General features: G+C 34.9%; 26 protein-coding genes, 1 tRNA gene and 4 pseudogenes. 17 read left to right on the forward strand and 14 right to left on the reverse strand.

What is annotated here, in order from left to right; translation table 11 throughout:
* Nucleotides 1-5: 5 nt before the first annotated feature.
* On the reverse strand, nucleotides 6-584 hold the full coding sequence (locus OPR17_RS00545) for a hypothetical protein (RefSeq protein WP_265021734.1): 579 nt from the start codon (nucleotides 582-584) through the stop codon (nucleotides 6-8).
* Between the two features lie 203 nt (nucleotides 585-787).
* Between OPR17_RS00545 and OPR17_RS00550 the strand changes: the two genes are divergently transcribed.
* Nucleotides 788-1,810: an IS110 family RNA-guided transposase gene (locus OPR17_RS00550; protein WP_265021361.1), complete on the forward strand. Its 1,023-nt coding sequence runs from the start codon at nucleotides 788-790 to the stop codon at nucleotides 1,808-1,810.
* Between the two features lie 321 nt (nucleotides 1,811-2,131).
* Here OPR17_RS00550 and OPR17_RS07565 read toward each other — a convergent pair.
* The 4 genes and pseudogenes from OPR17_RS07565 to OPR17_RS00565 form a co-directional block, all read right to left on the reverse strand.
* Nucleotides 2,132-2,336: pseudogene (locus OPR17_RS07565) on the reverse strand (IS5 family transposase); the annotation flags it as partial.
* A gap of 102 nt (nucleotides 2,337-2,438) precedes the next feature.
* Nucleotides 2,439-4,529: a hypothetical protein gene (locus tag OPR17_RS00555; RefSeq protein WP_265021735.1), complete on the reverse strand. Its 2,091-nt coding sequence runs from the start codon at nucleotides 4,527-4,529 to the stop codon at nucleotides 2,439-2,441.
* Between the two features lie 9 nt (nucleotides 4,530-4,538).
* Complete coding sequence (locus tag OPR17_RS00560; protein ID WP_265021736.1) at nucleotides 4,539-5,930, reverse strand: hypothetical protein; 1,392 nt, start codon at nucleotides 5,928-5,930, stop codon at nucleotides 4,539-4,541.
* A gap of 264 nt (nucleotides 5,931-6,194) precedes the next feature.
* A complete protein-coding gene (locus tag OPR17_RS00565) occupies nucleotides 6,195-7,100 on the reverse strand; it encodes an Rpn family recombination-promoting nuclease/putative transposase (RefSeq protein WP_265021737.1) in 906 nt (301 codons plus the stop codon).
* A 282-nt stretch (nucleotides 7,101-7,382) separates the two neighbouring features.
* On the opposite strand from OPR17_RS00565, the gene OPR17_RS00570 reads away from it, so the two are divergent.
* From OPR17_RS00570 to OPR17_RS00585, 4 genes are all read left to right on the forward strand, one after another.
* Nucleotides 7,383-8,048, forward strand: coding sequence for a JAB domain-containing protein (locus OPR17_RS00570; RefSeq protein WP_265021738.1), 666 nt, complete (start codon nucleotides 7,383-7,385; stop codon nucleotides 8,046-8,048).
* Nucleotides 8,049-8,229: 181 nt separating this feature from the next.
* Nucleotides 8,230-8,433, forward strand: a complete 204-nt coding sequence (locus OPR17_RS00575) for a hypothetical protein (RefSeq protein ID WP_265021739.1) — start codon at nucleotides 8,230-8,232, stop codon at nucleotides 8,431-8,433.
* Nucleotides 8,434-8,480: 47 nt separating this feature from the next.
* Nucleotides 8,481-9,224 (forward strand): hypothetical protein, encoded by a 744-nt coding sequence (locus OPR17_RS00580; protein WP_265021740.1) that lies wholly within the window; start codon nucleotides 8,481-8,483, stop codon nucleotides 9,222-9,224.
* The gene (locus OPR17_RS00585; protein WP_265021741.1) at nucleotides 9,187-10,077 is read left to right on the forward strand and encodes an IS982 family transposase; all 891 of its coding nucleotides are present in this window, start codon (nucleotides 9,187-9,189) and stop codon (nucleotides 10,075-10,077) included. Before OPR17_RS00580 ends, OPR17_RS00585 begins: the two co-directional genes overlap by 38 nt.
* Here OPR17_RS00585 and OPR17_RS00590 read toward each other — a convergent pair.
* The gene (locus tag OPR17_RS00590) at nucleotides 10,049-10,429 is read right to left on the reverse strand and encodes an ankyrin repeat domain-containing protein (protein WP_265021742.1); all 381 of its coding nucleotides are present in this window, start codon (nucleotides 10,427-10,429) and stop codon (nucleotides 10,049-10,051) included. The two genes, OPR17_RS00585 and OPR17_RS00590, sit on opposite strands and share 29 nt — an antisense overlap.
* Before the next feature lie 12 nt (nucleotides 10,430-10,441).
* Nucleotides 10,442-11,149, reverse strand: coding sequence for an ankyrin repeat domain-containing protein (locus tag OPR17_RS00595; RefSeq protein WP_265021743.1), 708 nt, complete (start codon nucleotides 11,147-11,149; stop codon nucleotides 10,442-10,444).
* 710 nt (nucleotides 11,150-11,859) lie between these two features.
* Between OPR17_RS00595 and OPR17_RS00600 the strand changes: the two genes are divergently transcribed.
* A tRNA-Arg gene (locus OPR17_RS00600) sits at nucleotides 11,860-11,933 on the forward strand.
* Between the two features lie 8 nt (nucleotides 11,934-11,941).
* Here OPR17_RS00600 and OPR17_RS00605 read toward each other — a convergent pair.
* Together OPR17_RS00605 and OPR17_RS00610 are read right to left on the reverse strand one after the other, a co-directional pair.
* A pseudogene (locus tag OPR17_RS00605) lies at nucleotides 11,942-12,894 on the reverse strand (complex I NDUFA9 subunit family protein).
* A 50-nt stretch (nucleotides 12,895-12,944) separates the two neighbouring features.
* Entirely contained in the window at nucleotides 12,945-14,474 is a 1,530-nt protein-coding gene (locus OPR17_RS00610; protein WP_265021744.1) for a UDP-N-acetylmuramoyl-tripeptide--D-alanyl-D-alanine ligase, read from the reverse strand.
* 183 nt (nucleotides 14,475-14,657) lie between these two features.
* Between OPR17_RS00610 and OPR17_RS00615 the strand changes: the two genes are divergently transcribed.
* The 7 genes from OPR17_RS00615 to mdh are packed head-to-tail and all read left to right on the forward strand — an operon-like array spanning nucleotide 14,658 to nucleotide 18,496.
* Entirely contained in the window at nucleotides 14,658-15,452 is a 795-nt protein-coding gene (locus tag OPR17_RS00615; protein WP_265021745.1) for a hypothetical protein, read from the forward strand.
* Nucleotides 15,453-15,468: 16 nt separating this feature from the next.
* The gene (locus tag OPR17_RS00620) at nucleotides 15,469-15,726 is read left to right on the forward strand and encodes a hypothetical protein (protein ID WP_265021746.1); all 258 of its coding nucleotides are present in this window, start codon (nucleotides 15,469-15,471) and stop codon (nucleotides 15,724-15,726) included.
* Between the two features lie 3 nt (nucleotides 15,727-15,729).
* The gene (locus tag OPR17_RS00625; protein ID WP_265021747.1) at nucleotides 15,730-16,098 is read left to right on the forward strand and encodes an HIT domain-containing protein; all 369 of its coding nucleotides are present in this window, start codon (nucleotides 15,730-15,732) and stop codon (nucleotides 16,096-16,098) included.
* A gap of 18 nt (nucleotides 16,099-16,116) precedes the next feature.
* Complete coding sequence (locus tag OPR17_RS00630; RefSeq protein ID WP_006279576.1) at nucleotides 16,117-16,470, forward strand: NADH-quinone oxidoreductase subunit A; 354 nt, start codon at nucleotides 16,117-16,119, stop codon at nucleotides 16,468-16,470.
* A 3-nt stretch (nucleotides 16,471-16,473) separates the two neighbouring features.
* Entirely contained in the window at nucleotides 16,474-16,980 is a 507-nt protein-coding gene (locus OPR17_RS00635) for a NuoB/complex I 20 kDa subunit family protein (protein ID WP_265021748.1), read from the forward strand.
* Complete coding sequence (locus OPR17_RS00640) at nucleotides 16,973-17,545, forward strand: NADH-quinone oxidoreductase subunit C (protein ID WP_265021749.1); 573 nt, start codon at nucleotides 16,973-16,975, stop codon at nucleotides 17,543-17,545. The genes OPR17_RS00635 and OPR17_RS00640 overlap by 8 nt, the downstream gene beginning before the upstream one ends.
* Before the next feature lie 3 nt (nucleotides 17,546-17,548).
* Nucleotides 17,549-18,496 (forward strand): malate dehydrogenase, encoded by a 948-nt coding sequence (gene mdh / locus OPR17_RS00645; RefSeq protein WP_265021750.1) that lies wholly within the window; start codon nucleotides 17,549-17,551, stop codon nucleotides 18,494-18,496.
* A 338-nt stretch (nucleotides 18,497-18,834) separates the two neighbouring features.
* Here the strand turns inward: mdh and OPR17_RS00650 are convergent, their stop codons facing one another.
* From OPR17_RS00650 to OPR17_RS00660, 3 genes are read right to left on the reverse strand one after another with little or no spacing between them, the layout of a single operon-like run.
* Complete coding sequence (locus OPR17_RS00650) at nucleotides 18,835-19,623, reverse strand: TatD family hydrolase (protein ID WP_265021751.1); 789 nt, start codon at nucleotides 19,621-19,623, stop codon at nucleotides 18,835-18,837.
* The gene (locus OPR17_RS00655) at nucleotides 19,620-20,066 is read right to left on the reverse strand and encodes an RNA pyrophosphohydrolase (RefSeq protein ID WP_007548581.1); all 447 of its coding nucleotides are present in this window, start codon (nucleotides 20,064-20,066) and stop codon (nucleotides 19,620-19,622) included. Before OPR17_RS00655 ends, OPR17_RS00650 begins: the two co-directional genes overlap by 4 nt.
* 34 nt (nucleotides 20,067-20,100) lie before the next feature.
* Nucleotides 20,101-20,718 (reverse strand): AAA family ATPase, encoded by a 618-nt coding sequence (locus tag OPR17_RS00660; protein WP_265021752.1) that lies wholly within the window; start codon nucleotides 20,716-20,718, stop codon nucleotides 20,101-20,103.
* 179 nt (nucleotides 20,719-20,897) lie between these two features.
* Here OPR17_RS00660 and rsfS point away from each other — a divergent pair, with 179 nt between their 5' ends.
* Genes rsfS through tyrS form a run of 3 tightly spaced genes read left to right on the forward strand, consistent with a single transcriptional unit; the run spans nucleotide 20,898 to nucleotide 22,697 of the window.
* The gene (rsfS, locus tag OPR17_RS00665; RefSeq protein ID WP_320109855.1) at nucleotides 20,898-21,215 is read left to right on the forward strand and encodes a ribosome silencing factor; all 318 of its coding nucleotides are present in this window, start codon (nucleotides 20,898-20,900) and stop codon (nucleotides 21,213-21,215) included.
* The gene (locus OPR17_RS00670) at nucleotides 21,206-21,445 is read left to right on the forward strand and encodes a hypothetical protein (RefSeq protein WP_265021753.1); all 240 of its coding nucleotides are present in this window, start codon (nucleotides 21,206-21,208) and stop codon (nucleotides 21,443-21,445) included. The genes rsfS and OPR17_RS00670 overlap by 10 nt, the downstream gene beginning before the upstream one ends.
* Before the next feature lies 1 nt (nucleotide 21,446).
* Nucleotides 21,447-22,697 carry a tyrosine--tRNA ligase gene (gene tyrS / locus OPR17_RS00675; protein ID WP_265021754.1) on the forward strand — a complete coding sequence of 417 codons (1,251 nt, stop codon included), beginning with the start codon at nucleotides 21,447-21,449 and terminating at the stop codon, nucleotides 22,695-22,697.
* Between the two features lie 613 nt (nucleotides 22,698-23,310).
* Here the strand turns inward: tyrS and OPR17_RS00680 are convergent.
* Nucleotides 23,311-24,221: pseudogene (locus tag OPR17_RS00680) on the reverse strand (IS982 family transposase).
* 236 nt (nucleotides 24,222-24,457) lie between these two features.
* Nucleotides 24,458-25,121: pseudogene (gene trmB, locus OPR17_RS00685) on the reverse strand (tRNA (guanosine(46)-N7)-methyltransferase TrmB).
* Between the two features lie 140 nt (nucleotides 25,122-25,261).
* Here trmB and OPR17_RS00690 point away from each other — a divergent pair.
* Nucleotides 25,262-26,914, forward strand: coding sequence for a 30S ribosomal protein S1 (locus OPR17_RS00690; protein WP_265021755.1), 1,653 nt, complete (start codon nucleotides 25,262-25,264; stop codon nucleotides 26,912-26,914).
* The last annotated feature ends 21 nt before the right edge of the window (nucleotides 26,915-26,935 follow it).

Consider the following 26,935-nt stretch of genomic DNA (forward strand, 5'->3'; position numbering starts at 1 on the left):
TCCTTTTATGTTGGATTCAAAGAAGATTGGATAATAGGCTGCTTCACACTTTTTACTTTCTCGAGCTTGGTGTTGGGATTTATGATATTGTACAGCGCAAAACTTACACAAGCTAATCCAACTATCCCGCCAACTACCGCTATGGCGTACATTTTCAATATATAAGCCACAATACTGCTAACTAGCAATGCCGCACCAACAACACCAGCTACAATTGGTTGAATTGCCTTTTTTGATGATTTTTCGTTTACAGAATTTCCTTCACTATCAAAACATGCAGCAGAAGAGGGGCTGTCAGGAACATTTGGCTCTACAGTAGTTTCTATTTGCGCTTCTTCGCTGCTTTCACTTATAGGTTGAAGATCTTCACTATTTATATTATATAATTTAATATCAGTATCAATTACGGATTTATGCTCTACATCACATACTTCATGCACTTCCTCTTCAGCCGGCACACTTTTGCCTGTTACAACCTGCTGCTTTATGGTTACTTCTTTATTAAGAACTTCTTCTGAAAGTTTTTTGCCTTCTTCTCTTGTTGTGCTGCTAGAAATACTTGGCTTGTATCTTGTAAAAAGCATTTAATGTTTTAAGCTTAAGCATTAGATGGAGAAGGGAAAAACTCTAGCATTTGGCTTAGATATAAAATCTGTGCAAGAGATAAGAGTTCCCTTCTCAAAAGTATAGGCTGGACGGTATCGTAGAAAAACCTAAATGGTTCTAATTCTGTATTCACAAGGTAAGCCTTACTTTTCATTTTTAATGGTAACGTATGGGGTTATATATGATCAACAACTTTTTAGGAATAGACATATCAAAAGATCGCTTTGATGTTTTTCTTTCATTCATAAGCAAAAAAGGAAAACGTGAAACTAGGAAAAGGAATTTTAAAAACGAGGATTCTGGGTTTCAAGGTTTGCAGGACTTTCTACAAAAACATAATGTAGAAGAAGTAAAAGCCTGTATGGAAGCTACTGGTTGTTATGGTGAAGCTTTGGCTGAATTTCTTCACAATGCTGGATATTTTGTTAGTGTTGTAAATCCTTATTGCATAAAATCTTATGCGAGGAGTAAGCTTGTACGACAAAAGAATGATCAGACCGATGCAGAAATTATTGCAGATTATTGCCAAAGGCAGGAACCAACTCGCTGGGCACCACCTTCTCCCGAAAAGAAAAAATTAAAACATCTTTATCGTTGCTCGGCTGCGTTAAAAGATGAATTGACATTAGTAAATAACCACTTAGAAAAAAAAGAGAGACTGCCTAAAGAAGTTGCAAATGCTTGGGAAGACCTTGCAATGAACATAGAGCAAAAAATAGAAACAATAAAAAACTCCATACGTGAATTATTAAAGCAACACAAAGAGTTGTTGGAAAATTTTCAACTTCTACTGACTATTCCAGGAATAGGAGAGGAATCAGCAATAGCTATTTTAGCGGAAATTCCTGACATAAAGGATTTTATAAATGCCAGGCAATTGGCAGCATATGCAGGAACTATATCACAAAATATAACGTCAGGTTCATCTGTACATGCCAAGCCCAGATTAAGTAAATCAGGTTCACGAACACTACGCAAGGCTCTGTTCTTTCCTGCCATAGTAGCTAAGAATCACAATCCTATCATTATGAGTTTTTGCCAAAGATTAAAGGAAAAGGGTAAGCATAATATGGCCATCGTTGGTGCTGCAATGCGTAAGTTACTCCATATCATTTTCGGTATTCTGACATCCAAAAGTGCTTTTGATCCAAATCATATCAAGAACTACAGAGCTAGGATGTTGACTGAAGGTTTAGTGCTTTAAAATCAAAAAATGCTTCCATTTTATCTTATGTAAAATATTATCTTATACAAATTTATTGAATGTAGTTGGTTAGTGTATATATTGATAAGTAAATTAGTTTTATACATACAAAACAACAGAAATTTACTTATCAATATATACATTAACTATACCGCTACACAGTTGGAAGTACTTTTTGATTTTACAATGCAGCTTAAGATTCAATTTTTATAATTTTCTTGTTGACTGGCGAGACGGTATCTCTTACTTGTTAATGGCTTCAAATTACTGAGGGTTGATGCCATTGCGTGAACGGATACAATTACTATGAACCCAAAACCCCTGTCTCAAACCTATCCTAAAAAGGCTAGAGATTATGTGTACCGAAATGACAATTTTATCACTATAAATATTGTTTTCACCAGAGTTTGTTTGAAGTTTTGTACCAATTTTCAACAGCTTCATTGATAAAATCAAAAATATTTCCTCTTTCTTTTAGAAATTTATTATATTCAATACAGTTACTAACTCTCATTCTTCGTGGCATAAGTTATATTTATTTGATAGATATTTACTCTATAACAGAATCGGTTAACAACCGCTAATCTTTTACTGCTATGCAATCGTCCTGGAACCATACATAAAAAGATCATCTATAAGACTGCATTAGACCATCTACTACTCTAAGAACATTTACAACTGATATTTGAGTATTTGGTCCTTGAGCACCATTATTGAATGCAGCACCCGATAAAACCATTCTATCCCCATCAGTAAGACGCACGCATCCCCCGCACTGTGCATATTCTTGTAACTGCTGATTTGCCTCTGCCATTCTTTGTTGTACTTGCCCTGCGGTATTAGCAAACTTTAACTCTATTCCAATCGGATGAGTATCACCCATTTCCAAAGATCTCGATAACACTAGATCTATCCTTCTTCCTCTCTCTAGCTGAAACTCAATAATTACTCTAGCAGGATTGCCAAGAGTATAAAATAACCCATGTAATACAGCTTGAAATTCAGCTTCACTTGTTACCAATCCTCGCCTTAACGGAAACAACACATTAGAAATTTCCTGAAATAAATTTTGATGCCTAATTAAATTTTGCCAGCCAGTATTCATCATTACATTTGCAGCTTCATGTACTTGTCCGATACCACCTACTCGTGAAAACGTGCCTAGAAAATTCACGTTACCCCTATTTTGTAAGTAATCAGCAGGTGTTTGAGACATTGTTACAATAACATTTATTGTATGATTATTGTTAACTGTTTCCAAATTACACACCACTTCACGTACTACAGCATTTTGCCAACCTGGACACAATAGATTTAGAGCATTTTGTGGAAATCGGTGGGACAATACACGACGGATATCAAACATAACCAACATATTTATTGCTGATGCAAACAGAACCATGGTCAAAGCTCGTTCCCGAACATTTACTTGTGAATTCATTTCTCTTACTGGACACAGCATCCTATCATCATCATGGTAATTGAATAGATACTTCGTCACTCTTGCAGAATTTGCGCCCACCTGAACAGTTGCCCTTGTAAATGCAATACTTGCAAATGTAAACCTAGAAATATAGGAAAACCAATTAACATGAGGTACCAAATTGTGACAAAAAAGCGGATATCGTAGGCAACTTCCCACATTTTCTTGAACTTCCCCTTGAATAGGATTAAGTAATCTTCTTATTAAGGAGGGTTCTTGCCCTAAAAAGTTTTCTATACCAGATTGCAGACGTTGAGCATTATCTAGGTTAAAGTTTAGTCCCACACAAACAGCATTTACTGATGAAGTGTGAATAGGTACAGATGAGATGGGACAGTTTCTAACATAACCTCTAGCTTGCTCTAACCCTTGCATAGCATTCTCTGGACCCACCTTAAGCTCAATTATAATGGGAACTGAATCATTCAAATTTTCCTGACTACGTACAAGTAAAACAACGTCTGCATATCCTCCTCCCATAATTAATTCCACGTAAACCTCAGCCATGGCACGGTACCTAAAGTTTACTAAAAATCCAGATAAAAAGCCATGATAGTCAGACTCCATGCCAAAATTTAATTCCTGTTGATATTGATCATAGACATCGATGATATATTGTAGAACTCCGTCAATACCGTCATTTACGTCGTCTATATCATCACTCGCTAACCCATTTACTTGACCTAATAAGTTACCTTGCTGCATGATTTGAACAATTTCGCGAAAAACTATGCCGTCAGGCTCATCACGGTGAGGAAATGATGCATTTCCTTGAGGGATAAAAACACAGTCTTCTCCCAACTGAGATATTTTATATTCTTCCCAGGCTAGTCCATCCTCCTGTAAGTCTTGTAGCCCATCTCCTGCTACCGACTGCCTTTCTTCTTCGCTAAACCTTGATCCAGGGCTGTTCTCATTATCAGCAACAGTATAACATCTGACTATTCTTCTATTTTCTTCATTTGTGTCATTAGTGAGAATAGCAACTTTTAGATTCCCTTTTCCGTTTCCGTAATTGTCAAAACGAAAGTAAATTCTTTCACCATTTGCAATATCAGAATCAAATACAGTAGCAAACATGCCGAAAAAGAATGCAGGAAAAAAGCCAGGGTTATTAGCTGAATGCAAAAAAGATGGACACTGGTCCAAAAAAAGACCAAATTTTTCATGCAGTCCATTACAATCTCCATTTAATAAATCTCTAATTAATTCATTATTCCCACCATTGTTATGCATAAAACGCCCCTACTTACTATGACTAGACAAACCACTAACACCAGGAGTTCCTAACATGGATTGCGGATTGCCAGCGCTACAAGGATCAGTAGGTAAAGGTGTCTTCTCTAATTCAGAAAACAAGTCTTCTGCCAATCCACTGTAATTTACACCTTCTTTCATGCCTTCCCTACCAACTGTTTTTAAATTTTTAACTATCTGCTTTTGAAATTCTGCAAAGTTGACTGAACAATGATCCTTCGCAAACTTTAAAATACCTGATATCGTTTTCTTTTTCTCTTCAGTAATACCTTGACCACCATTACTACGCTCGTAATCTACAATCAACCTTGCAAGAGTGTTCTTTATACGGTCTGAGGCACATATATCTTTAGAAGCATCAAAAATAGCTACTTTATGTTCAATAAATTGACTGCATTCCCAAAGATTCACAATAACCTCTCTTGCCTTAGTTTGGATATCTATATCTGAATTTTTTAACATCAAATTTGAAAGCGAGGAAAGGAGAGATGCATAGTCTCTACTTGAGAGAATTTTCTCTTTCTTAGGTAATGAAAGTTTTTCCTCAGACCAATATTTTACCACATCTTGAACTACATCAACAAAACTACAATGTACTAATGTGCTAAGAGTTCGATGCATAACTCCTTTGCCTTTATTTGATAACCCAGGTAATAATTTATACTTTGCTGAATCAGTGATTATTTCACGTATAAGAAAATCTAAAACAGTAGCAACATTATGGTTAGCTTTAACAGCAGATAAGTTAGCAACAGCGCCAACTATTAGGTTATCAATCTTTTCTTCTTGACTCATACGGCGATAGAAGTATTCCACTCCTTCACTCCATTTAAATTCCACAGCTTTATTAAAACCCTCTACTGCATTATCATGCTTTTTAAATTCTCCAGATTTTTTATCAATCCAGAAAGTAAACACAGGGTCTACACTTTTCATAGCATCCAATAATTCATTTCTTACATATTTGTGGTTGTTGGTTGCAGGCTTACCATCATCATCTACTTCTTCGGAAGAGAAGCCACTTTTGTAAGACTCAAGTTGCTTCTGAAAAAGTTGAGGAATCTTATCTGTCACACAATACCTGCATGCCATATTATATCTACAAAGTGGATTATTTATTTCTCCTATTTTCTCTTCAGTCAATTTCTGACCTAAAACAGGATTATTTAGTCTTACACTTGACCAACAACTCTCGTCTTGGAAAACCTTATACAAAAACTGCAGCTCATCTTCTTTGAGATACTCTACCTGCTCTATATAAGTCTTTACCCATTTTTCGACAGACAAGCGCCTCCCAGGAGTGATATTAGAGTCTTTATGTTGAATAGAATCTTGCAATTTTTTAAGTACTGTAGCACGACGCTCTATTTCTCTTGGCATTTCACCCCCTATAAAAAATATTCACTGCATTATGCAAAAGTTAGAATCAAATAGCAACACTAAAATTATCAAGGATAAGAAAAATTTTATGAAAAACATTTTTTATATTTAAATATCATCTATTTTGCGCCTAACTGATGCGTAAAATTAGTGAGAAAATCAAATAGGCCATAGCGAGAATAGCGAAAGAGTTAGATATAGGCTCTAGACTAGTAGATAAAGAAATACAATAAGTTGAAAAGAGCTTTAATGGAGTTGCAGCACTTAGGCTTTTTCCTTAAGTTTTGAAATTTCAGCTTGAGAAAGACCGGTAGACTCAGCTATTAAGTCAACAGATATACCTGCTTTAAGTAAGTTTTTTGCAACCTCGATTTCTCTTTCTTTTCTGCCTTTTTCATGTCCGATTTGGATGCCTTCTTGTCTACCTTTAGCAGTAGCATCATCGAGTTTTTGAGCAAGAATAGCCTTTTCATCAAGAATACGTTTTATTTCCTGTTCATAGGCAATAAATTCTTTTTCAGGCCAGTTGAATCTATTTAGCTCTTCATATGCTTTTTTGATTATTACATCACTTCCTATTATTCTTTCTAATTCCTCTTCGCTAGTTTCATCGGCGTACTTGAAAAAATAAACCCATTTCTCAACTATATTTGAAAGCTGATCCTCTTTTGTTTTTGGAAATTTAGGCAACTCAATAAATATAGAGTAAAAATCTTTTAGATCATGTTCATTAGTATCTTCATCGCGAATAGTGTGCTTTGATTTATACTCGGATTTATCAGGAAATAAAATACAATCTGCTATGGCAATAAAAATAATTTCCTTAAGATCATGGTATTGATCACCCTTGTCAGCTTGTCTTGAATAGGCTTTAGCAGCATAGTACTGAGCTCGTTTTTCAAAGCCTTTGGTTTTAGCGACCTGCATTTCAACTATCACTTGCAGCCCATTTTCATCTCTGCAAAGAACATCGACAATGCTTTGTTTTTTAGAGGCAATATCAGGGTCTTGAATAGTACTTAAAAACTCTATATCCTTTATTGCACTTTTGCCAGTGAAGCCAAGAATATCATTAAGAAAGTGAATAAGGATATCTTTATTTTTTTCAGTACCAAAGATGCGTTTGAATGATATGTCATTCTTAGGATCTAGAAACTTCGAAAGAGCCATGAGAAAGTAAGTTAAAAAGCATTGGTAATTATAAACAATTGTGAAGCAATATTCAACTCTTTTGTTTTTCTAAGTTCTGAATATGTTGGTGAAAAAACAGCCTTCATAGATAACCATAGAATAGCATTATATTAATATCCTAACTAATTCATAAAAAAATAAATGAAAAAGATTTAAAAATTGATTTGACTTCAATCGAAAGCTATGGCTTTATGCCAATGCTGATAAAAAAGCAGCAGTAAATATTTAAAAAAAGTTTGTTGTTAGTGAAGGGTAAATTATATGAATAAAAGTGAAGATCGTAGAAAAGAAATAGAGTATAGAATATTACAAGGTGAAGAAGCAGTTTTTAATAATGAGGTTTTTGAAATGCTGCTCAATGCAGTGCATGATGAAACCCAAGCTCAGGTTATTTCGAAAAGATTAACAGATCATTTTAAAGGGGTGGGAAGGATTTTAAGTCAGGAAATGGATGATCTAAAAATTATAGAAGGGGTAACCGATTCTACAGTGGCAATAATTCGTGGTGCTAGTATGCTTGCGAATCGTGCGTTAATAGAAGAGGTAGAAAAAGGTCCAGTAATAGATAATTGGGAAAAGCTAACGGATTATCTGCAGGCTAATATTGGTCATGCAGAGAGGGAAAACCTTAAAATAATGCTTTTGAATAAAGGGTTCTATCTAATAGGAGAGGAAACATACGTAGGCACAATGAGTCAGGTACCCATCTTAGTAATGGAAATAATAAGAAAAGCAGTACTTACAAGAGCAACATCAATGATAATATCGCACAACCAACCTGGAGGAACTGTAAAGCCATCAGAGCGAGATAAGGCTATGACTAAAAGCTTAGCTTCAGCTTGTGCAATCATAGGTATAAAGTTAGTAGATCACATTATTGTTGCAGGGAACGATTATTTTAGCTTCAAGGAAAGCGGATTGTTATAAGTTTTTGTTTTAACTGTAAAGATCCTTTTTTTATGTTTTGACTTTTATTAATGTGTAAAAAAGTATTTGCATATCCGGGATTTATACTTTATTTATTCCTATAAAGGAACATATTAGATTAACAGTAAAGCAATAAATTACGCTGTAAACTTATATAGTTAATAAATAATAGGAGGCCTATATGGCAAAGGTAAAAAATTTGAGTAAAAATCAATTAAATAAACTACATAAAGGAATATTAGCTGCCATAGGAAGTAGGACTAATATAGAACAACCAATGGCTGTTAATGAGGTTAAAAAAAGGTACCTTTCCCCGGTGATGGACGTAACAAGACAATCAACTCGGGAAAAGGACTTGATTATGTTTATGGCAAAAGACCTTTAAATAGTCAAGCAGATTATCCTGAAGGTTTAAATCCATTTGATTCAAGTTTGCAAAAAAGAAAAATAAGTACAAGAGAAAGTGAGTGGTTGAACTACTTAAAAGGCATAATTGTAGCAGCAAATAGCCCAAAGGAAATGAAGGAAGTTGTGGACAAAGCAATAGTAACTGGGATGAAAATGAATGGATGTTATGAAGAAGGTTGGAGTTTTGCTGAGTATGTGGTATTGGGCATGCACTTACATAAATTTAAACAAGCTGATCAGGAAGAGGTAATAAGTCAATTGATGCTGAATGGTGCAAAATTTCATGATACTTTACTACAGAATAAACTGATAAGTGAAGCTTGTAACAAGCTGCAACGAGAGATTCAACCTTACGTGGATGAACGACTTGAAGGACGGAGAAAAGCTGGTGAAAATGCCGTTCAAGTGGGAGGGGGAAGTGTAATAGATGTTGAAATAGATAATAAAACATCTCTTATAGAATTTTCTCCGGATAGCATAGTAGAGGTTGCAAAAGCACTTGAAGGAACAGATCCAAATAAAGGGCTAGGAAGTCATATAATGAAAATGGGTGACGGTGACGGTGAAGTAGAAATTAAAAATGAAGAAGGAGGTAAAAGAAACTATGTCGATATATTAGGTGGATTCGAGATCGGATTTCCTACAAACGCGAATTCTGGATTAAAGGAGAATAGAAAAGGCAGAAAACAGGGTAAACTCAGCAGTTATAAAAAAATAGATGAGGTTACCCATGGAAGATATAACAAAACTGTTTTGTTTGGTCGATGATTTTTGCAGAGATATAGAGAAAAATTTTGCAGGCAAACTACTGCCAAATGGTAAAAAACCCACAAGAACAACGGAAATTGAGCACTCTGAAATCATGACAATAATCCTGCTATATCAACAATCTCCGTGTAAAAATTTCAAAACTTTCTATCTACATTACCTAACGTTGCTCTACAAATCAGAGTTTCCAAAGTTGCCTTCATATACCAGGTTTGTTGCTCTAAAGCCTAGGGTTTTGTGGCATTTAGCAATGTTGTTGCATTGGCTTTGTGGACAGTCAGAAAACACTGGAATTTCATATATAGACACAACTCCCATTGCAGTTTGTCATGCAAAAAGAATATCCAAAAACAAAGTTTTTGCTGGAATTGCAAAATTAAGCAAGAGTACTTACGGCTGGTTTTTTGGTTTCAAATTACATATGGTAATCAATGAAAATGGTGAAATTCATGCACTTACGCTAACAAAAGGCAATGTTGATGATAGGATACCTGTGCCAAATTTGACGGAAAAATTAACCGGCCTTTTGTTTGGTGACAAAGGTTATATTGCAAAAGAGCTTTTTCAGAAGCTGTTTGACCGAGGTTTGAAACTTGTTACCAAGGTGAAAAAAGGTATGAAAAATACATTAATTTCGCTAAATGAGAAGATTTTACTGAGAAAAAGGTCTATCATTGAGACTGTTTTTGGTTACCTAAAAAATAGACTAGAAATTGAACACACTCGCCATAGATCCCCTGTTGATTTCTTGGTTCATATCTTTTCTACTCTCATCTCCTATTCCATCAAATCCAAAAAGCCTTCTATTTCCTATACTTCCTTCCTTAATCCAGAATTTGCGTTTGTAACTTAATTTCATGTGCTATCAGAAACTCCGCTGCACTTTTGTGTTTCTTTTTAACAGCCAAATGCAAAGGAGTTTTGCCATCTGTGTTTTGTAAATTAACATCAGCCTCTGCTGCTAATAGAGCATTCACTGTATCTGTATGGCCATTCACAGCAGCCCAATGTAAAGGAGTCCATCCATTTTCACCCTTCACATTAACACTAGCCTTACTTGCTATTAGAACTTCTACTATCTCTTTATGGGCATTTTTAGTAGCCCAATGTAAAGGAGTTTTGCCACGCGCGTTTTGTAAATTAACATCAGCCTCTGCTGCTAATAGAGCATTCACTGCATCTGTATGGCCATTTTCAGCAGCCAAATGTAAAGGAGTTCATCCATTTTCACTCTTCGTATTAACACTAGCTTTACTTGCTATTAGAACTTCTACTATCTTTTTATGGTCATTTGCAATAACCCAATGTAAAAGAGCCCATCCATAATTCCATAAACCATCACTCGTATTAATATTAAATTCTTCTGCCTCCAATAGAGCATTTACTGCTTTTGTATGGCCATTTTTAATAGCCAAACGTAAAGGAGTTTCTCCATTATCATCTATTGCATCAATATCAGCCCCTTCTGCTAATAAAGCATTTATTGCACCCGTATGGCCTGTTTCAGCAGCCCAATGTAAAAAAGTTTGTTCCTTCTTACTTTTTGCATTAACATTAACCCCCGCCCCCGCTTTTATTAGAGCATTTACTACCTCCTTGTAACCAAATTTTGCAGCCCAATATAAAGGGGTTAGTCCATTCATATCTTTCGTATTAACATCAGCTCCATTTGATATCAGAGCTTCTACTACCTTTTTGCAGCCACCCTTAGTAGCCAAATATAACAATGTAAGTTTAAAAGAGGCAAGACCTGTATATAAGGTGAATTTATAATTTATGTTAAATCTATCATTTTTCCAATTCTGGAATGTACTTAAATCTATCCTCTGTAACCTCTCTTTTATTTTTTCGATTATGTTACCCTGATTTAAATCACCATCAGCATTTACTGCACTTAATATTTTTATCCACTGTTCATATTTCATAACTTTTCTCTACTAAACACTATACAAGCGTTTTATCCAGTATTTCAGCAACTGTCAATTTTGCTAACAAATCACGTAAAAATTTGTAGAAAACACTGGGCTCCGTAGCATTACAAAAAATCCAATTATTTTCTTGCATTACTCTCTGTCATTCTGTTGCTCCTTTCTTGTCATCCCGCTGCGAACCGTCATACCGTCACGGTATCTCATCCGCTAACAAGTAACGGGATGACGGTTGTCGTTTATCCATAAATATTTAAGAAATTTACCAAATAAAAAAAAGGCAAAGAAACCCCGTAGTGCGAGTTTTGACTCTCTAATGCTTTAAGTTGGCGCTGTAATAATGTGCTGACGCTTAGTTTAAGCGCGATTTGGCTGAATGTAGAAAAAATTTAAAAGACATGCAGCCGCTATAATTTTATATAATCTGCTAATAAACACCTGAGTTTTTTACTGGATTTTGTTGTTGAGCCCGCGCGGATCAAAAACAAGTTTTGAGTCAGAAATACTCTTAGTGCCATGATAAGGGCGCTGGCGGAGTTTGTTAAGCAACTTTCTATATAATATTTTCTAAAATAAATAGACTTCTCGCATCCAATTTCAGCAGCGCGTGACACACAACTGCAATGACAAGGTGTCGCAAGATAAACATCATATTCACACGAAGTACTTGACTTCACTTGTACTAAGAAGCATTTTATATATGTTGTGTGCCCGTAGCTCAGCTGGATAGAGCAACAGCCTTCTAAGCTGTGGGTCGTAGGTTCGAATCCCACCGGGCACACTCTTCTATCAATACTTTCTATAAATCTTCAAATACTCTAGCACCACATTTTCAATTGCTAATGGTCGAACCTTCATTGTTTCAAGGTCAACTGACTTTTCAATTGAACTATTCATCATAACTTTCACCTGATCTTGAGTAAGCATAGGGTTCGTATCTCCGGTTATTGGTTTTAGCAGCATAGAAATAATTTTATTTTCTAAAAAGAAAGCTATTAACTTTGCCATTGGAAAAGATACATTGATCAACAAACACTTTCTGTTAGTAACATTCAGAATAAACTTCAATAAGCTTTTGAAGGAGTAAACCTTTGGTCCACCCATGTTATAAATTTTCTTGTCTTGCTTATTAAAACTTGATAATACGATATACCACTTCAGCTAAGTCTGTTACACATATTGGCTGAAATTTAGTCGTTCCATTGCCAATTAGTGGTAAGCAAGGAAGAATAGTTGCTAATCTTGCAAATTTATTAAAGAAGTTGTCTTCTTTACCAAATACAAGGCTTGGCCTAATTATTATTGCTTTTTGAAATGCTGAAGTTACAGCTTTTTCACCTTCCAATTTACTTTTGGCATATTTTGACAACTTGCTATTTTCTATTCCCATAGCAGAAAAATGTATCATCATAGATACATTTTTCATTTTTGCAGCTTTTGCTATCCTTTCAGCTATTTTAACGTGAACAGCGTAAAAATCGTGCTTTTTTGCTTCATATAATATTCCCACTAAGTTTATAGCTACATCACATTCTTCCATACCCTCCAGAACTGATTTTTCATCAAAAAAAATCGCCTTTAAATATTGATATTTGTCCTAAATTGCCACACAATTTTAAACAAGCAGCTTTTTCCTGATTACGAGTGAATATCTTTATCAAATATCCTTCTGCTGCCAAGCGTCTTACGATGTGTTTCCCTATAAACCCCGTTCCACCAAAAATAATTACACGTTTTGTCACGATTAAAGTTCCTAACAATTTATTACTGTAAATTAATACAATGATTTTACTTAATATTCTATTATGAATTCTTGTATAATAAGGTCCATTTTCATTCCTCGTGAGCCTTTAACTAGAATTGCGTCATTATTCTGAATAATGTCAGCTAAATTACTTTTCAATTGATTAGAATCATTAAAATGCGCGCCTCTTATATTATCTGGCAAAAGCTCATGCAATTCTAACATAAATTTACCAACTGTATAAACTTTATCTATATTATTTCCTGTGATAATCTTAACCAAATCTGTATGAAACTCTATGCTTTCATCACCAAGTTCCAACATATCACCAAGCAAAGCTACTTTTCTCTGATTAGAATATGTACTCAAAGTTTTTATCGCAGTTTTCATCGAAGCAGGGCTGGCGTTATAGGAGTCATCAATTAAATGTATATATTTTCTATTGCATTTGACCTTATGAATATTGCCTCTACCTTTCGCTACACTAAAATTCTTAAGTGCAAGTGGTAATTTTGATAAATCAAGTCCGAGGCTTTGCACAACTGCTGCAACAGCAAGTAGCGAATAAGCAAAATGCTCACCTTGTACACGTAAATTACAGTTTATAATTTGATTATCACTCAGCCTGATTTTTAAACTTAATCTATTAGCAACTCGGTTTAATGTCATTCCAGCGCGTGACGCTGGAATCCAGTCTTTATTATACAACCGTCTGATATGCTCATTTGCAATTGAACTTCCTGGATCCAAGTAGTCAAGCACTGGGATGACAGAAGATAGTGCTGAAATGACAGAAGATTCATCGTTTCTTATTAAGTTTAGTAAACAAACTTCAGCATTTTTATCTTTACCGAAGCTTATTACATTTCTATTGGCGTGTGATGAGAGATAATCATAATATTTATTATCTCTGCTTAAAACCAAAGTACCGTTATTTTTCATACCATACAGAATTTCTAACTTCGCTTGTGCAACGTCAAATAGTGATGAAAAATTTTCAGTATGTGCAGGTTCGATGTTGGTAATAACTGCAATATTCGGATTACTAATTTTTGATAATTCTTTTATTTCACCAGCTTTATTCATTCCCATTTCAAGAATTAAGTACTGGCAGTTTTTTGGAGCTTTCAGAATTGTCAAAGGCAATCCTATATTATTATTTAAGTTACCTTCGTTTGCATGGGACACTCCATATTGCGATAAAACAGTATGCAGCATATCCTTTGTAGTGGTTTTCCCGACACTGCCTGTAACTGCAATAACTTTAGCATCAATAAGAACATTTCTAATGTAGTATGATGCCATATCGTGCAAAGCTTTCAGGGTATCTTGTACAATCATGAGAGGGAAACTTTTATATTTACCCTCACTCACTATTGCAGCGACAGCCCCTTTTAAAAACGCTTCATGCAAAAAATTATGGCCATCAAAATTCTTTCCCTTGAGGGCAATAAATAAATCACCTTTTTTTATGCTTCTTGTGTCCGTTGAAATATTTGAGCTATGTATCCAATTACAACCATTTACGTCTCTTCCGCCAGTTGCATCAATGATATTATTTGTGTTCCATTTAAACATAATTTAGAGTATTCTTTATAATAAATTGAACAATAAAAGTAGCGAAAATACTACATGTTTTAGACAATGTGCAAATAATGGTTGCAATCCCTATAATTCTATCTTATAATGGATATAGAAATTTAAATTTTTTCGTCTATAATTAAAATGTATTTAGTTATAGAAACTACCTTGGAGGTATGTATGGCAGAATCTATTTGGGCTAAGATAGGCGGAGCAGTTAAAACAGGTGTAGAAGCTACAGGTCGGGTGTTTGCTCTTGTGCCTAAAGCACTTATTTACCCTATAAAGAAGCCGTTTGCTTCAACGGGTGAAATGAAACATGATGCTACAGTTTCGTTAAAGAAAGCTGTTGGTATAGATGTACCTGAAGAAGAAAGGGAATATGATCCACCTATAGAAACCACACAGGCTAGCAAGGATCTTGGTGTACAAATAACAGAGCAAAAGAAAGGGATAGAAAAGGTAAGTTTTTTAGTGTCAAGAACTCTGACGGGAGATATACCTTATTTGAATGATGAACAATTGAATAAAATAAAAGCACTAAAAAGTGAGTATTCAAACATCACTATACATAGAGAAGAAAATAAAATTGTAATTGAAGTTGATGTTAAAAAAATAATTGAAGACATTAAAACTGACTATAAAGGAAAGAGTCCAGAGGAGATAAAAAAGCTTGCTATTGAAGAAATTAAACAAAAAGTTGACGGTAACCTTAAAGATCTAGCAAAAATTACTGGTGGAGAATTTAAAGTTCACACAGACTTAAAATTGCTGTATGGTATTGCAGAAAAATTGTATAAGGAATATGATAATCAAAAGCAGTCATCAGAAGCTACGAAACCTGCAGGACTTACAAGTAGCGAAGGGTTACTAAAGGCTGGTCAGCCTTCAGAAACTATAGCTTCAGGTGAGAAAAAATGGGCGCAAGAAGCTATAAAGCTAGGTAATTCGCAAAGTTGTGGAATGCAAAAATAAGTTATAGGGGAGTATTATGAGTGAAGCTAAAAAAATAGAGGAAAGACATCATAGTCTAACTGTTCCTGGGGATATGTATCACTTACAACCAGGAGTTATTACTGGAAAAAGGGTAAGTGGAATAGAACCCTTTTTGAAAGAACAGCAGGACATGGTAAAAGTAAGGGAACTTGTAGGCTCTTTAAATCTTGAAGATGCTTCTGGTGAAGCGATAAAACCACTATCTACACCTAATGTAGAGAAAAACGAAGAAAGAGGGAAAGGTCGCTCTTAAAATATGAGCAATGAAGTTTATGATAGCGATAACATCTTTGCTCAAATATTAAGAGGTGAGTTACCTTGTGAGAAGGTATATGAAAATGAAAATGTACTAGCTTTTCGCGATAAGTACCCTGATGCACCAGTTCACATTTTAGCTATACCCAAAAATCAATATATTTCATACGATGATTTTATTCTAAAAGCTTCTGAAGAGGAGATAGCAAATTTCTTCAAAACTGTAAGAGAGATAGCACATAAATATAATCTAGAAAAAACAGGGTATAGGTTAGTCACTAACTACGGTGAAAATGGAGAGCAGGTTGTACCACATTTTCATGTGCATATTTTAGGTGGTAAAAAGTTAGGAAAGCATGTAAACTCATAGTGTTATATGTTTTGTTAAATGAGCGAATATTTAACCATAGTAATTTTTATCTGCGTATCAATTGTAGTATCTTTTGCTTTAGGTATATTGCCTATGTTTCTTGCAGTGAGTAAGCCAGATGGTGAAAAGCTTTCCACATATGAGTGTGGCTTCAACCCACTATCCAGTGCAAGAAAAAATTTTGACATTAAATTTTACCTAGTTTCAATATTATTTATAATATTTGACTTAGAAATTGCTTTTCTTTTCCCTTGGGCTGTTTCTTTATCTAAGATAAGCTATGGTGGATTTTGGTCTATGATGGTATTTCTTGCAATACTCACTATAGGCTTTATCTATGAGTGGTGTAAAGGTGCATTAGAGTGGGAGTAGTTTATGACAAATCAAATTCTATCTAATGATGACTGGGGTCGTTATAAAAAAGAAGGGTTTCTTGTCACTAAATTTGGTGATTTAACAGATTATGTAATGAATTGGGCAAGGTCTGGTTCATTGTGGCCAATGACATTTGGTCTTGCATGTTGCGCAGTTGAGATGATGCATACTGCATCCAGCCGTTATGATCTTGATAGATATGGTATAATGTTTCGTGCAAGCCCACGTCAATCAGATGTGATGATTGTTGCTGGCACACTAACTAATAAAATGGCAGCAGCATTGCGCAAGGTTTATGATCAAATGGCAGACTCGAAGTATGTTATTTCCATGGGAAGTTGTGCAAATGGTGGTGGTTATTACCATTACTCTTATTCAGTAGTCCGAGGCTGTGATAGAATTGTGCCAGTTGACGTGTATGTCCCTGGATGCCCACCAACCGCTGAGGCGTTGCTATATGGAATGCTATGCCTACAAAACAAAATAAAACGGACTCGGAATGGATAAAACTGCAAAGTATATACAAAAAAAGACCAAATGCGAGTGCATTCAAAAAGATGATGGCATTATTGTAATATATTCAACTTTAGATGAAATTGAAAAGCACCTATTCTTTCTACGTGATGATGAAAAGTGTAGGTTTGAACTATTAGTTGATATTTTTGGGGTTGACTATCCAAATAGAGAGAAGCGTTTCGAGCTAATATACAATCTGCTCAGCATTGTGCATAATATTAGAGCACACATAAAGCTTCAGTTATGTGAAAGCGACATGCCTCCAAGTGTAGCGAAGATATTTAGTACGGCTTTGTGGTTTGAGCGTGAAGTGTTTGATATGTATGGAATAGAGTTTTCTGATCACCCTGATTTGCGTAGGATTCTAACAGACTATGGATTCAAAGGTCATCCAATGTTAAAAGATTTCCCTCTCACTGGTTATGAGGAAGTAAGATATGATATAGAGACAAAAAAGGTTGTGTATAATCCTATAGATTTACCGCAAGATTTTCGTATGTTTGATAGCTTATCGCCTTGGGAAGGTAAAACCATAAAAGTAAATACAAAGGAGTAGAAAATGACAGTACAAAGAAAAAAAATATCTTTAATCGGTGCAGGAAATATCGGTGGAACTCTCACCCATATGATTGCACTAAGGGAACTCGGTGATGTTGTTTTACTTGATATTAGTGATGGAATACCACAAGGTAAAGCACTCGACATAGCAGAATCATCCCCTATTGATGGATTTAATGTCAATATTACTGGCACAAATAGGTATGAAGATATAAAAAACTCCGATGCAATTATAATAACCGCTGGCATCGCTAGAAAACCTGGAATGAGCAGGGATGACCTCCTGCAAACCAATGCTAAAGTAATGAAGGAGGTTGGCGAAAATATTAAAAAATATTCTCCAAACGCGTTTGTAATAGTGGTTACCAACCCTTTGGATACCATGGTTTCAGTGGTGCATAAATTTTCAAACCTTCCAACTAATATGATTGTTGGCATGGCAGGAGTGCTTGATTCTTCCCGTTTTCGTTACTTTCTTGCAAGTGAGTTAAATATCTCAGTTGAAGATATATCTGCTTTTGTGCTTGGAGGACATGGCGACACTATGGTACCACTAATCAATTGTGCTTCAGTTGCTGGAGTTCCACTTACTCAAATTATCGATATGGGTCTTATCACACAGAAAAAAGTCGATGAAATAGTTGAACGCACTCGCAATGGCGGTAAAGAAATAGTTGATCTGCTTAAGTCTGGATCTGCATACTACGCTCCTGCATCTTCAGCTATATGCATGTTAGAATCATATTTAAAAGATAAGAGGCGCATATTACCATGTGCTGCTTACCTTAATGGTGAATATGGTGTAGAAGAGTTGTTTATTGGTGTTCCTGTAATTATTGGAAAAAACGGAATTGAAAAGATCCTAGAAGTTAAAATGAATGATAGTGAACAAGAAATGTTTAATAAGTCTGTAAACTCGGTGAGAGAGCTGGTGAAACTTCTAAGCTAAATTAAGTATCCGTTCAGCGGAGTGGCAAAATAAGGTAGACAAGATAAATCAAAAAATCAAGAAAAAGTGAGTTTACAACAAATGATGTCATCCCAGTGCTTGACACTGGGATCCAGGGATTTTGATTGGATACTGAGTATAAAAGTAGCTAACCTTATGTTAAAACACAATATTTTTGGTGAGGGGTTGCATTAAAAGCTGGATTCCAGTGTCAAGCACTGGAATGACACAACCATAAAGTGAAACTAGATCCCAGTGTCAGCTACTTGCATAACACCACTTTTGCTTCAATATTTGCATATTAGCCACGCCCTTGAACAGATACTAAATTAATTGCTCTATAGAGTTTCTTTGAGCTTAAGTTTCGTAAATAGCCTAAAAAAGTTGTTTGTAGTTATCTCTGCCACTTTATCAGGTGACTCATTCCACAACTCTGCCAAACAATCAACAACGTATTTCACCATTGCTGGTTCATTCTTTTTCCCCCTATAAGGCTCAGGTGATAGATATGGTGCATCAGTTTCGACTAAAACACGCTCGCGTGGTACATTTTGTGCAATTTCTCTGAGTAAGCTCGCATTTTTAAAAGTAATAATTCCAGAAAATGAAATACATAACCCCAAATCTATAGATTGATAAGCAAGTTCTTTAGAGGAAGCAAAGCAGTGCATTACTCCACTAAAAGCACCGGCTTTCATTTCTGACCTTAACATATCGATCATCTCATTATCAGCGCTTCTTGTGTGAATAACTAAAGGTAGTTCAGTTATTCTTGACGCTTCTATATGTAATGCAAAACTTTTTTTCTGATTGTCTTTGTTGTCAGATTTATAAAAATCTAACCCGGTTTCACCGATACTAATTACCTTTTGGTTCTTGGTAAATTCAACTAATTCATCAACATGTATACACTCACCGTTTTCTATAGCAGCATCAAGCGGATGTATACCAACAGAGGAGTAGACCTGATCATAGGATGAAGAAATTTTTAATAACTTAGGAACATCGTCAATGCTTACGCATATGTTATGCAAAACCTTTACACCATTTTGCTCTGCCCTTGAAATTACTTTTGGTATTTCATCGTCAGAAAAATAAATCAAGTGGCAATGAGAATCTACTATCATGAGCTTATTGTTGAGGCTTTTATTATAGAAGAAAACTCTTCTATCACTGTTTTATAAACTTCTTTTTTAAATGATATAGCACTGGCTACTAAACTATCTATACCTTGCCAACGCCACTCTTTGAACTCTGGATGACCAGTATAATTAATATCAATGTCCTCATCCTCTCCGCAAAACTTCATTAAGAACCACCTTTGCTTTTGACCAGAATATTTTCCATTCCAGCATATTGGTATAACTTCTTCAGGCAAGTTGTAGTATATCCAATCCTTGCTTTTAGTTATAACCTTTACTTTATTAGTACCAACCTCCTCTAGCAACTCACGTAACGCTGCTTGTTCCAGTTCCTCACCATCATCAACACCTCCTTGTGGCATCTGCCAGTAAGAATCGCTATCAAAGCGTTTTCCAATAAAGGCATGTCCTTGTCTGTTAAATAGCATTATGCCAACACAAGGACGGTACTTATCTTTCTGCTCAACCACGAGTACGCTCTGTTTTTAAATGATTTGTTACAGAAGTTTTAATTAATTTTCCATTTTTTTCTTTCTTCATCTCTTCAACAATTTTCTTTGCAACTTCCTTTGCACTCAAGTTCGAGTTATCAATTTCAAGCGAACCCTCAGGTATAAATAGCCTTTTCCCTTCAATTTTCTTTATAGCAAAATCCGGATCAGTAATTTTATTTTCCTGATATCTCTCTTCTGATTGGACACGTCTTACTAGTTTTTCATTATTACAATGTAATACTACAGAAAAAATTTCCATGTCCATTTTTTTACTTAAATTTACCACTGAGTTATATAATCTTTGGTCATAGGGATCACCCTCTATCAATTCATTTGTAAATATATAATGTTTTGATTTTACGTAGTGTTTTTCCAGTATTGCTAATACATTTTCCCTAACTGCAAAAATTTTTTCCCATAGGTCATCTGGAACTTCAGAGTTTTGTAATTTAACAATATCAAATATAATATTATTGAATAGATTATTGCTTACTATTACTGCACCAATGATTTTACACAGTTCCTTTGCAGTAGTAAACTTACCACTGCCTGGAAAGCCGATTAAGTAGATGAGAGTCTTGCCCATAATGAATACTAGTAAAAAGCTATTTTCAATTATATAAAAAGTATATACATTGTACATGCTAAAAACATGATGATAAAATAGATGCAGGTAATACCTTTAACAAGTAGTTGCGTTGAAAATAGTTCATATTTAGAAATTTTGAGTATATAATTATAAATGAATCATATAACCTGTAAACAATGTTTAGCAATATGGAATCGATAAGAAGTACAATTGAAGAGATAATAGATCAAAATAAAGGTCATGATATAGTAACTTTTGATGTGCAGAATAAAACCGTTATTGCAAAATACATGATTATTGCATCTGGTGATTCAAGCCGTCACGTTAAAGCTTTAGCTGAGCACGTAATAAAAAGCCTCAAGCCACATGATAAAATAGATGTAGAAGGTATGGATGAAGGCAATTGGGTGGTTTTGAATTTTCAAGGCATAATGGTTCACATATTCAGGCCGGAAGTAAGGGAGTATTATAAAATAGAAGAGTTATGGAATTGATTATCCAGATAGCTGGTACACAATTGCACAAACGTTGTAATTTTGAAGGCAACTCCTGTACAGGTAGTGGTGTCATGAAAGTAGCTGACACTGGAATCCAGTTTTTCATGCAATTTCATCGAAAACGTTGTATAGTGTGCTTGTTTATAATTAAGTTCCAGTGTCTGGGCACTGGCTTCTCTATTAGGGTTACCTTCGGCATTAATGACAGGATAGACTGGAGTTTATAAAATGAAACACGCATCTGAATTTTTAAATTTCATCCAAGAAAGAGGGTACCTATACCAATGCACAAACATTGAAGGACTAGATCAATTATTATTGCAGAGCAATTATATAGTTGCATACATTGGGTTTGATTGCACAGCACCAAGTCTTCATGCTGGTCACCTAATTCAGATTACGATGCTCTGTCACCTACAAAAATTTGGTTATAAGCCGATAGTCTTACTTGGAGGTGGCACAACAAAAATTGGTGACCCATCCTTCAAAGATAAAGCAAGAAGCATCTTGCCTGTAGAGAACATCAATCAAAATACATCCAGTATAAGGAGAATATTAGAGAAAATGGTGTCTTTTAATGACAGCAAGACTGGTGCAATGATAGTAAATAACGCAGATTGGTTGGATAACATAAAATACATAGATTTTTTGCGTGATATAGGAGCTTATTTTTCTGTAAATCGTATGCTAAGTTTTGATAGTGTGAAAACCAGGCTGGATAGAGAGCAAACCTTAAGCTTTCTGGAATTTAATTACATGCTATTGCAAGCTTACGACTTTATTGAATTAAACAAAAAATATGATTGTCGTCTGCAGATTGGAGGGTCAGACCAGTGGGGAAATATAGTAAACGGAATTGAACTTGGAAAAAAGTTGAATTTACCTGAGCTATTTGGCCTTACCATGCCTCTTTTATTAAATGCACAAGGAAAAAAAATGGGCAAAACTGAAAGTGGAGCAGTGTGGCTTGATGATAATATGCTAAAGCCTTACGACTACTGGCAATATTTTCGCAACGTTGATGATCAAGATGTTGGACGTTTTTTAAGATTGCTCACTGATGTGCCAATTGATGAGATTAGAAAATTAGAGTCTTTAAAGGATCAAGAAATAAATGAAGCAAAAAAGGTCTTGGCAACAGAAGTGACAAAAATATGTCATGGTGACAAAGAAGCGGAACTTGCACAATTTGCTGCAATTTCTGCTTTTGAGAATGAAGATAGCTCACTACTTCCTGATTACATCATAAAAAAAGAACAAGTGGCAAGCGGCATATCCTTAGTAGACCTACTACATGACACCGGTTTTGAACCTTCAAAAGGCGCTGCAAAGCGTTTAATACAGGGCAACGGATGCAAGATTAATGATAATGTTGTAAACAATATTGATCATGTAATAAATTTCGAGAGCTTTAAAGATCAGCCATTTATAAAATTATCTGCAGGAAAGAAACGCCATATAAAAGTTGTGGTAGATTAGGTCTCGAAGTAAGAAAACAAATTTTATACAAGTGAGAAATTAGATATGGAGCAAATTTTCAAAATTCGAGAATTATGTATAAAACAACTGGAAAGATAGTAGAAAGCGAAATTCTATTATATATAGCTAAAGTGGCTTAGGTTTACCTACAATTTGAAAAACAACAAATTCGTCATTCTGCTACTCATTAGCGGAATCTATACCGCGAATGAATCCATAGCTGTACGGACATTGCAATTTGGGCCTACCAGGAGGGCAATGCCTCTTATCCAAGTACCCTCTTCTTGTCATCCCAGTGCTTGACACTGGGATCCAGGAATTTTATTAAGTTGGTAAGTATAAAAGTAGCCGTTTTATGTTAAAACACAACGTTCTTGATGAGATTACGGCAAGGCTGGATTCCAGTGTCAGCTACTTTCATGACACCATTTGCTGTGCAATTTACCTTCAAAAATGAATGTTCATACAGTTATGGAATGAATCGCGGTATGACGTAGGGAAACCTTTCTTGAGTTAGCTATAGCACTATAAAATTGTCCGCAGGGCCATATAAAAGTCGTGGTGAGTTAATAAATTTTTATGGAAGAAAGGATATATTAGAAAATTGAGGGTTTTAAAGGAGGTAAAAATGAGACTGTATTATAAACGCGAATTCTGGATTAAGGAAGGAAGTATAGGAAATAGAAGGCTTTTTGGATTTGATGGAATAGGAGATGAGAGTAGAAAAGATATGAACCAAGAAATCAACAGGGGATCTATGGCGAGTGTGTTCAATTTCTAGTCTATTTTTTAGGTAACCAAAAACAGTCTCAATGATAGACCTTTTTCTCAGTAAAATCTTCTCATTTAGCGAAATTAATGTATTTTTCATACCTTTTTTCACCTTGGTAACAAGTTTCAAACCTCGGTCAAACAGCTTCTGAAAAAGCTCTTTTGCAATATAACCTTTGTCACCAAACAAAAGGCCGGTTAATTTTTCCGTCAAATTTGGCACAGGTATCCTATCATCAACATTGCCTTTTGTTAGCGTAAGTGCATGAATTTCACCATTTTCATTGATTACCATATGTAATTTGAAACCAAAAAACCAGCCGTAAGTACTCTTGCTTAATTTTGCAATTCCAGCAAAAACTTTGTTTTTGGATATTCTTTTTGCATGACAAACTGCAATGGGAGTTGTGTCTATATATGAAATTCCAGTGTTTTCTGACTGTCCACAAAGCCAATGCAACAACATTGCTAAATGCCACAAAACCCTAGGCTTTAGAGCAACAAACCTGGTATATGAAGGCAACTTTGGAAACTCTGATTTGTAGAGCAACGTTAGGTAATGTAGATAGAAAGTTTTGAAATTTTTACACGGAGATTGTTGATATAGCAGGATTATTGTCATGATTTCAGAGTGCTCAATTTCCGTTGTTCTTGTGGGTTTTTTACCATTTGGCAGTAGTTTGCCTGCAAAATTTTCTCTATATCTCTGCAAAAATCATCGACCAAACAAAACAGTTTTGTTATATCTTCCATGGGTAACCTCATCTATTTTTTTATAATTGCTGAGTTTACCCTGTTTTCTGCCTTTTCTATTCTCCTTTAATCCAGAATTCGCGTTAATTGGATGATACCTTTTTTCTACTTAGTTTGGGTTATGCAAGAAGTCTATTCCTTCATAAGGAGAAGTAGTTAAAGGAATTTACTCTATTTCTCCCTCTTTTTTTATTATTTTTAATCTATAGTTAACGTAAAAGAGATATGCAAAAACTCTATTGATCCATAGTCTGCAAATTATTAATAACACTTACTTTAAAGAACCTCACTTTACGCTGATCTTTGAGCGCTCTTCTGTGGTATTTTGTAAGAGTATAACTTGTGAAATCGTCTTCCCTATAGATTAAAGAGTTACACTGCTTTATATGTGATGCTATCCACTCTGCATAGTCCTGATGATCGGTTGCAATGAATATTTCCCCTGTTATAAGTATTTTTTTCTAATAAATTTAAAAATTCCGTATTAATTAATCGTCTTTTATTGTGACTTCTTTTTGGCCATGGATCTGGAAAGAGAATAAAGAATCTTTCAACACTGTTATCAGGAAAATTTGCAATCAATTCTCTTGCATCTTCTGTCCACATTAAAATATTTTTTATGTTTTGTATTTCTATGTTTGTTAGCAAGCGAGAAACCCCCTTTAAGTAGGGCTCACATCCTATAAACAATAGATCAGGTTCATTGAGCACCTGGTAAAGCATATTTTCACCGTTGCCAAAGCCTATTTCTACCCATATTCTTTTGTGCGAGTTTATGATCTCTTCTATAGATTTCTTACTATTTTGGATAGAATATTTTTCCAATGTTTCATCAACATCCGGTTTTAATCTGGACCTTCTGGAAAACGACCTAATCCACTTACTATCCTTAAATAGCATATTCTTAGTACATATACAATTTTCTCACTATAGTTTTATATAGCTCAAATAATTCTCGAAATGAATTAATGAAAAATTACTTGTCAATAATTGTTAATATTATATAATATATGAATTCTAATAAAGTTTAAGTTAAAGGTATGAATAATAATAATCCAGTTGTAAATCTACCGGTTACTATCAGAAAGCTATCATCAAACAAGTTTATAGAAGAGATATTTCAAGGTCAATTTGAGGATCAGGATAATGTCCTATTTGAGGATTCTTTTATTAATAAAATTAAAGAAGGAGATGTGGTAGAAGGTGTAATTACAAGAATAAACCCTAACGACGTTGTGGTTGATATTGGTTTAAAATCTGACGGGAGAATTCTGATCAAGGAACTCGGTTGTAATGATGAGGTCATTATTGGCTCGAAAATTAGAGTTTATGTGGAAAGAATTGAAGATTATCATGGTAATGTTGTTCTTAGTCGTGAAAAAGCAATTAGGGACGAAAAATGGAATAAGTTGGAAGAAGATACAGTTACAAGGGCTGAAGTAAGCGGAGTTATTAAACGCTCAATTAAATGTGGCTTTATTGTTGATCTTGGTGACGGAATAAGCGCTTTTTTACCGCTGAGTCATGTGGATTTGAAGCAAGTAAAAGATGCGAAGCACCTTATTGAAACTGAACAAAAGTTCATCGTGCTTAAAATGGATAAGAAGCAAGGTAATATTGTAGTATCAAGAAAGCTGGTGTTAGAAAAATTGCACGCTGGTGAAAAAATTAAATTTTTAGGATCTTTAAATGAAGGCGATGTAATAGAAGGAAAAATAAAAAGCATCACTCATTACGGTGTATTTGTCGGTATTCACGAATCAGATACAGTGGGAGTTATAGATGGATTGCTACATATTACAGATATCTCTTGGAGTAGAGTAAGTCATCCGTCTACAGTTTTTACTTGTGGTCAGACTATAAAAGTTAAAATTATAAAAATAGACAAGGAAAATGCTAAAATTTCCTTGGGTGTGAAGCAGCTAGAAGATAGCCCTTGGCAAGATGCAGAGTCAAAATATCCAGTTGATAGTGTGCATAAGGGTTATGTAACAAGCATAGAAGATTATGGATTATTTGTTGAGCTTAGACCTGGAATTGAAGGTTTAGTGCACTCGTCAGAAATAACTTGGGTTAAGAGTAATTTACCAGTTAGTAGTCTCGTAACAAGGGGACAAGAAGTATATGTAAAAATCCTCAGTATTGACATTGCTAAGAGTAGGATGAGTTTAAGCATGAAAAGGTGTGTAGACAACCCTTGGCAAGTATTTATCAATAAATATCCTCCTGGTTCTATTGTTTCTGGTGAAGTGAAGAATAATACCGGCTCATATGTATCTGTTGCTTTCGGTGATTCTGAAATAGATGAGAACGTAGAAGGGACAATATATGTGAAAGATTTTAGTTGGTCTAAAAATAGTTCAGATGAGATAAAGAAGTATAATGTAGGTGATAAAATAGAAGCAAAAGTAATAAGGGCTAACGTGAATCAGGCAAGAATTTATCTTGGAATAAAACAAATAGAGTATGATCCTCTTGAAGAACTGATAAAGAAAGTTGAGGTAGGCGATAAAATACAGGTTACTGTAGGTAAGAGAGAAGAGAATGGACTAGTCGTTGAAGTTGAGAACGATGTAACCCTTCTAATAGATCAAGAGCATTTACCAGAGAATAAAAAATTCTCTATATCAGAAAAAATAGAAGTTGAAGTATTGGGTGTTGAAGAATATAACATAGCATTATCTGCTAAGTGATAAGGTTTACTTATTTTGGCT

Source organism: Wolbachia endosymbiont (group A) of Icerya purchasi, from assembly GCF_947251635.1.
Classification (GTDB): Bacteria; Pseudomonadota; Alphaproteobacteria; order Rickettsiales; family Anaplasmataceae; genus Wolbachia; species Wolbachia pipientis.

Excerpts from the sequence above, each read along its gene's own strand:
- OPR17_RS00545 (WP_265021734.1), bottom strand. The coding sequence starts at position 584 with ATGCTTTTTACAAGATACAAGCCAAGTATTTCTAGCAGCACAACAAGA.
- OPR17_RS00550 (WP_265021361.1), top strand. The coding sequence starts at position 788 with ATGATCAACAACTTTTTAGGAATAGACATATCAAAAGATCGCTTTGAT.
- OPR17_RS00555 (WP_265021735.1), bottom strand. The coding sequence starts at position 4,529 with ATGCATAACAATGGTGGGAATAATGAATTAATTAGAGATTTATTAAAT.
- OPR17_RS00560 (WP_265021736.1), bottom strand. The coding sequence starts at position 5,930 with ATGCCAAGAGAAATAGAGCGTCGTGCTACAGTACTTAAAAAATTGCAA.
- OPR17_RS00565 (WP_265021737.1), bottom strand. The coding sequence starts at position 7,100 with ATGGCTCTTTCGAAGTTTCTAGATCCTAAGAATGACATATCATTCAAA.
- OPR17_RS00570 (WP_265021738.1), top strand. The coding sequence starts at position 7,383 with ATGAATAAAAGTGAAGATCGTAGAAAAGAAATAGAGTATAGAATATTA.
- OPR17_RS00575 (WP_265021739.1), top strand. The coding sequence starts at position 8,230 with ATGGCAAAGGTAAAAAATTTGAGTAAAAATCAATTAAATAAACTACAT.
- OPR17_RS00585 (WP_265021741.1), top strand. The coding sequence starts at position 9,187 with ATGGAAGATATAACAAAACTGTTTTGTTTGGTCGATGATTTTTGCAGA.
- OPR17_RS00595 (WP_265021743.1), bottom strand. The coding sequence starts at position 11,149 with ATGAAATATGAACAGTGGATAAAAATATTAAGTGCAGTAAATGCTGAT.
- OPR17_RS00610 (WP_265021744.1), bottom strand. The coding sequence starts at position 14,474 with ATGTTTAAATGGAACACAAATAATATCATTGATGCAACTGGCGGAAGA.
- OPR17_RS00615 (WP_265021745.1), top strand. The coding sequence starts at position 14,658 with ATGGCAGAATCTATTTGGGCTAAGATAGGCGGAGCAGTTAAAACAGGT.
- OPR17_RS00620 (WP_265021746.1), top strand. The coding sequence starts at position 15,469 with ATGAGTGAAGCTAAAAAAATAGAGGAAAGACATCATAGTCTAACTGTT.
- OPR17_RS00625 (WP_265021747.1), top strand. The coding sequence starts at position 15,730 with ATGAGCAATGAAGTTTATGATAGCGATAACATCTTTGCTCAAATATTA.
- OPR17_RS00630 (WP_006279576.1), top strand. The coding sequence starts at position 16,117 with ATGAGCGAATATTTAACCATAGTAATTTTTATCTGCGTATCAATTGTA.
- OPR17_RS00635 (WP_265021748.1), top strand. The coding sequence starts at position 16,474 with ATGACAAATCAAATTCTATCTAATGATGACTGGGGTCGTTATAAAAAA.
- OPR17_RS00640 (WP_265021749.1), top strand. The coding sequence starts at position 16,973 with ATGGATAAAACTGCAAAGTATATACAAAAAAAGACCAAATGCGAGTGC.
- mdh (WP_265021750.1), top strand. The coding sequence starts at position 17,549 with ATGACAGTACAAAGAAAAAAAATATCTTTAATCGGTGCAGGAAATATC.
- OPR17_RS00650 (WP_265021751.1), bottom strand. The coding sequence starts at position 19,623 with ATGATAGTAGATTCTCATTGCCACTTGATTTATTTTTCTGACGATGAA.
- OPR17_RS00655 (WP_007548581.1), bottom strand. The coding sequence starts at position 20,066 with ATGCTATTTAACAGACAAGGACATGCCTTTATTGGAAAACGCTTTGAT.
- OPR17_RS00660 (WP_265021752.1), bottom strand. The coding sequence starts at position 20,718 with ATGGGCAAGACTCTCATCTACTTAATCGGCTTTCCAGGCAGTGGTAAG.
- rsfS (WP_320109855.1), top strand. The coding sequence starts at position 20,898 with ATGTTTAGCAATATGGAATCGATAAGAAGTACAATTGAAGAGATAATA.
- OPR17_RS00670 (WP_265021753.1), top strand. The coding sequence starts at position 21,206 with ATGGAATTGATTATCCAGATAGCTGGTACACAATTGCACAAACGTTGT.
- tyrS (WP_265021754.1), top strand. The coding sequence starts at position 21,447 with ATGAAACACGCATCTGAATTTTTAAATTTCATCCAAGAAAGAGGGTAC.
- OPR17_RS00690 (WP_265021755.1), top strand. The coding sequence starts at position 25,262 with ATGAATAATAATAATCCAGTTGTAAATCTACCGGTTACTATCAGAAAG.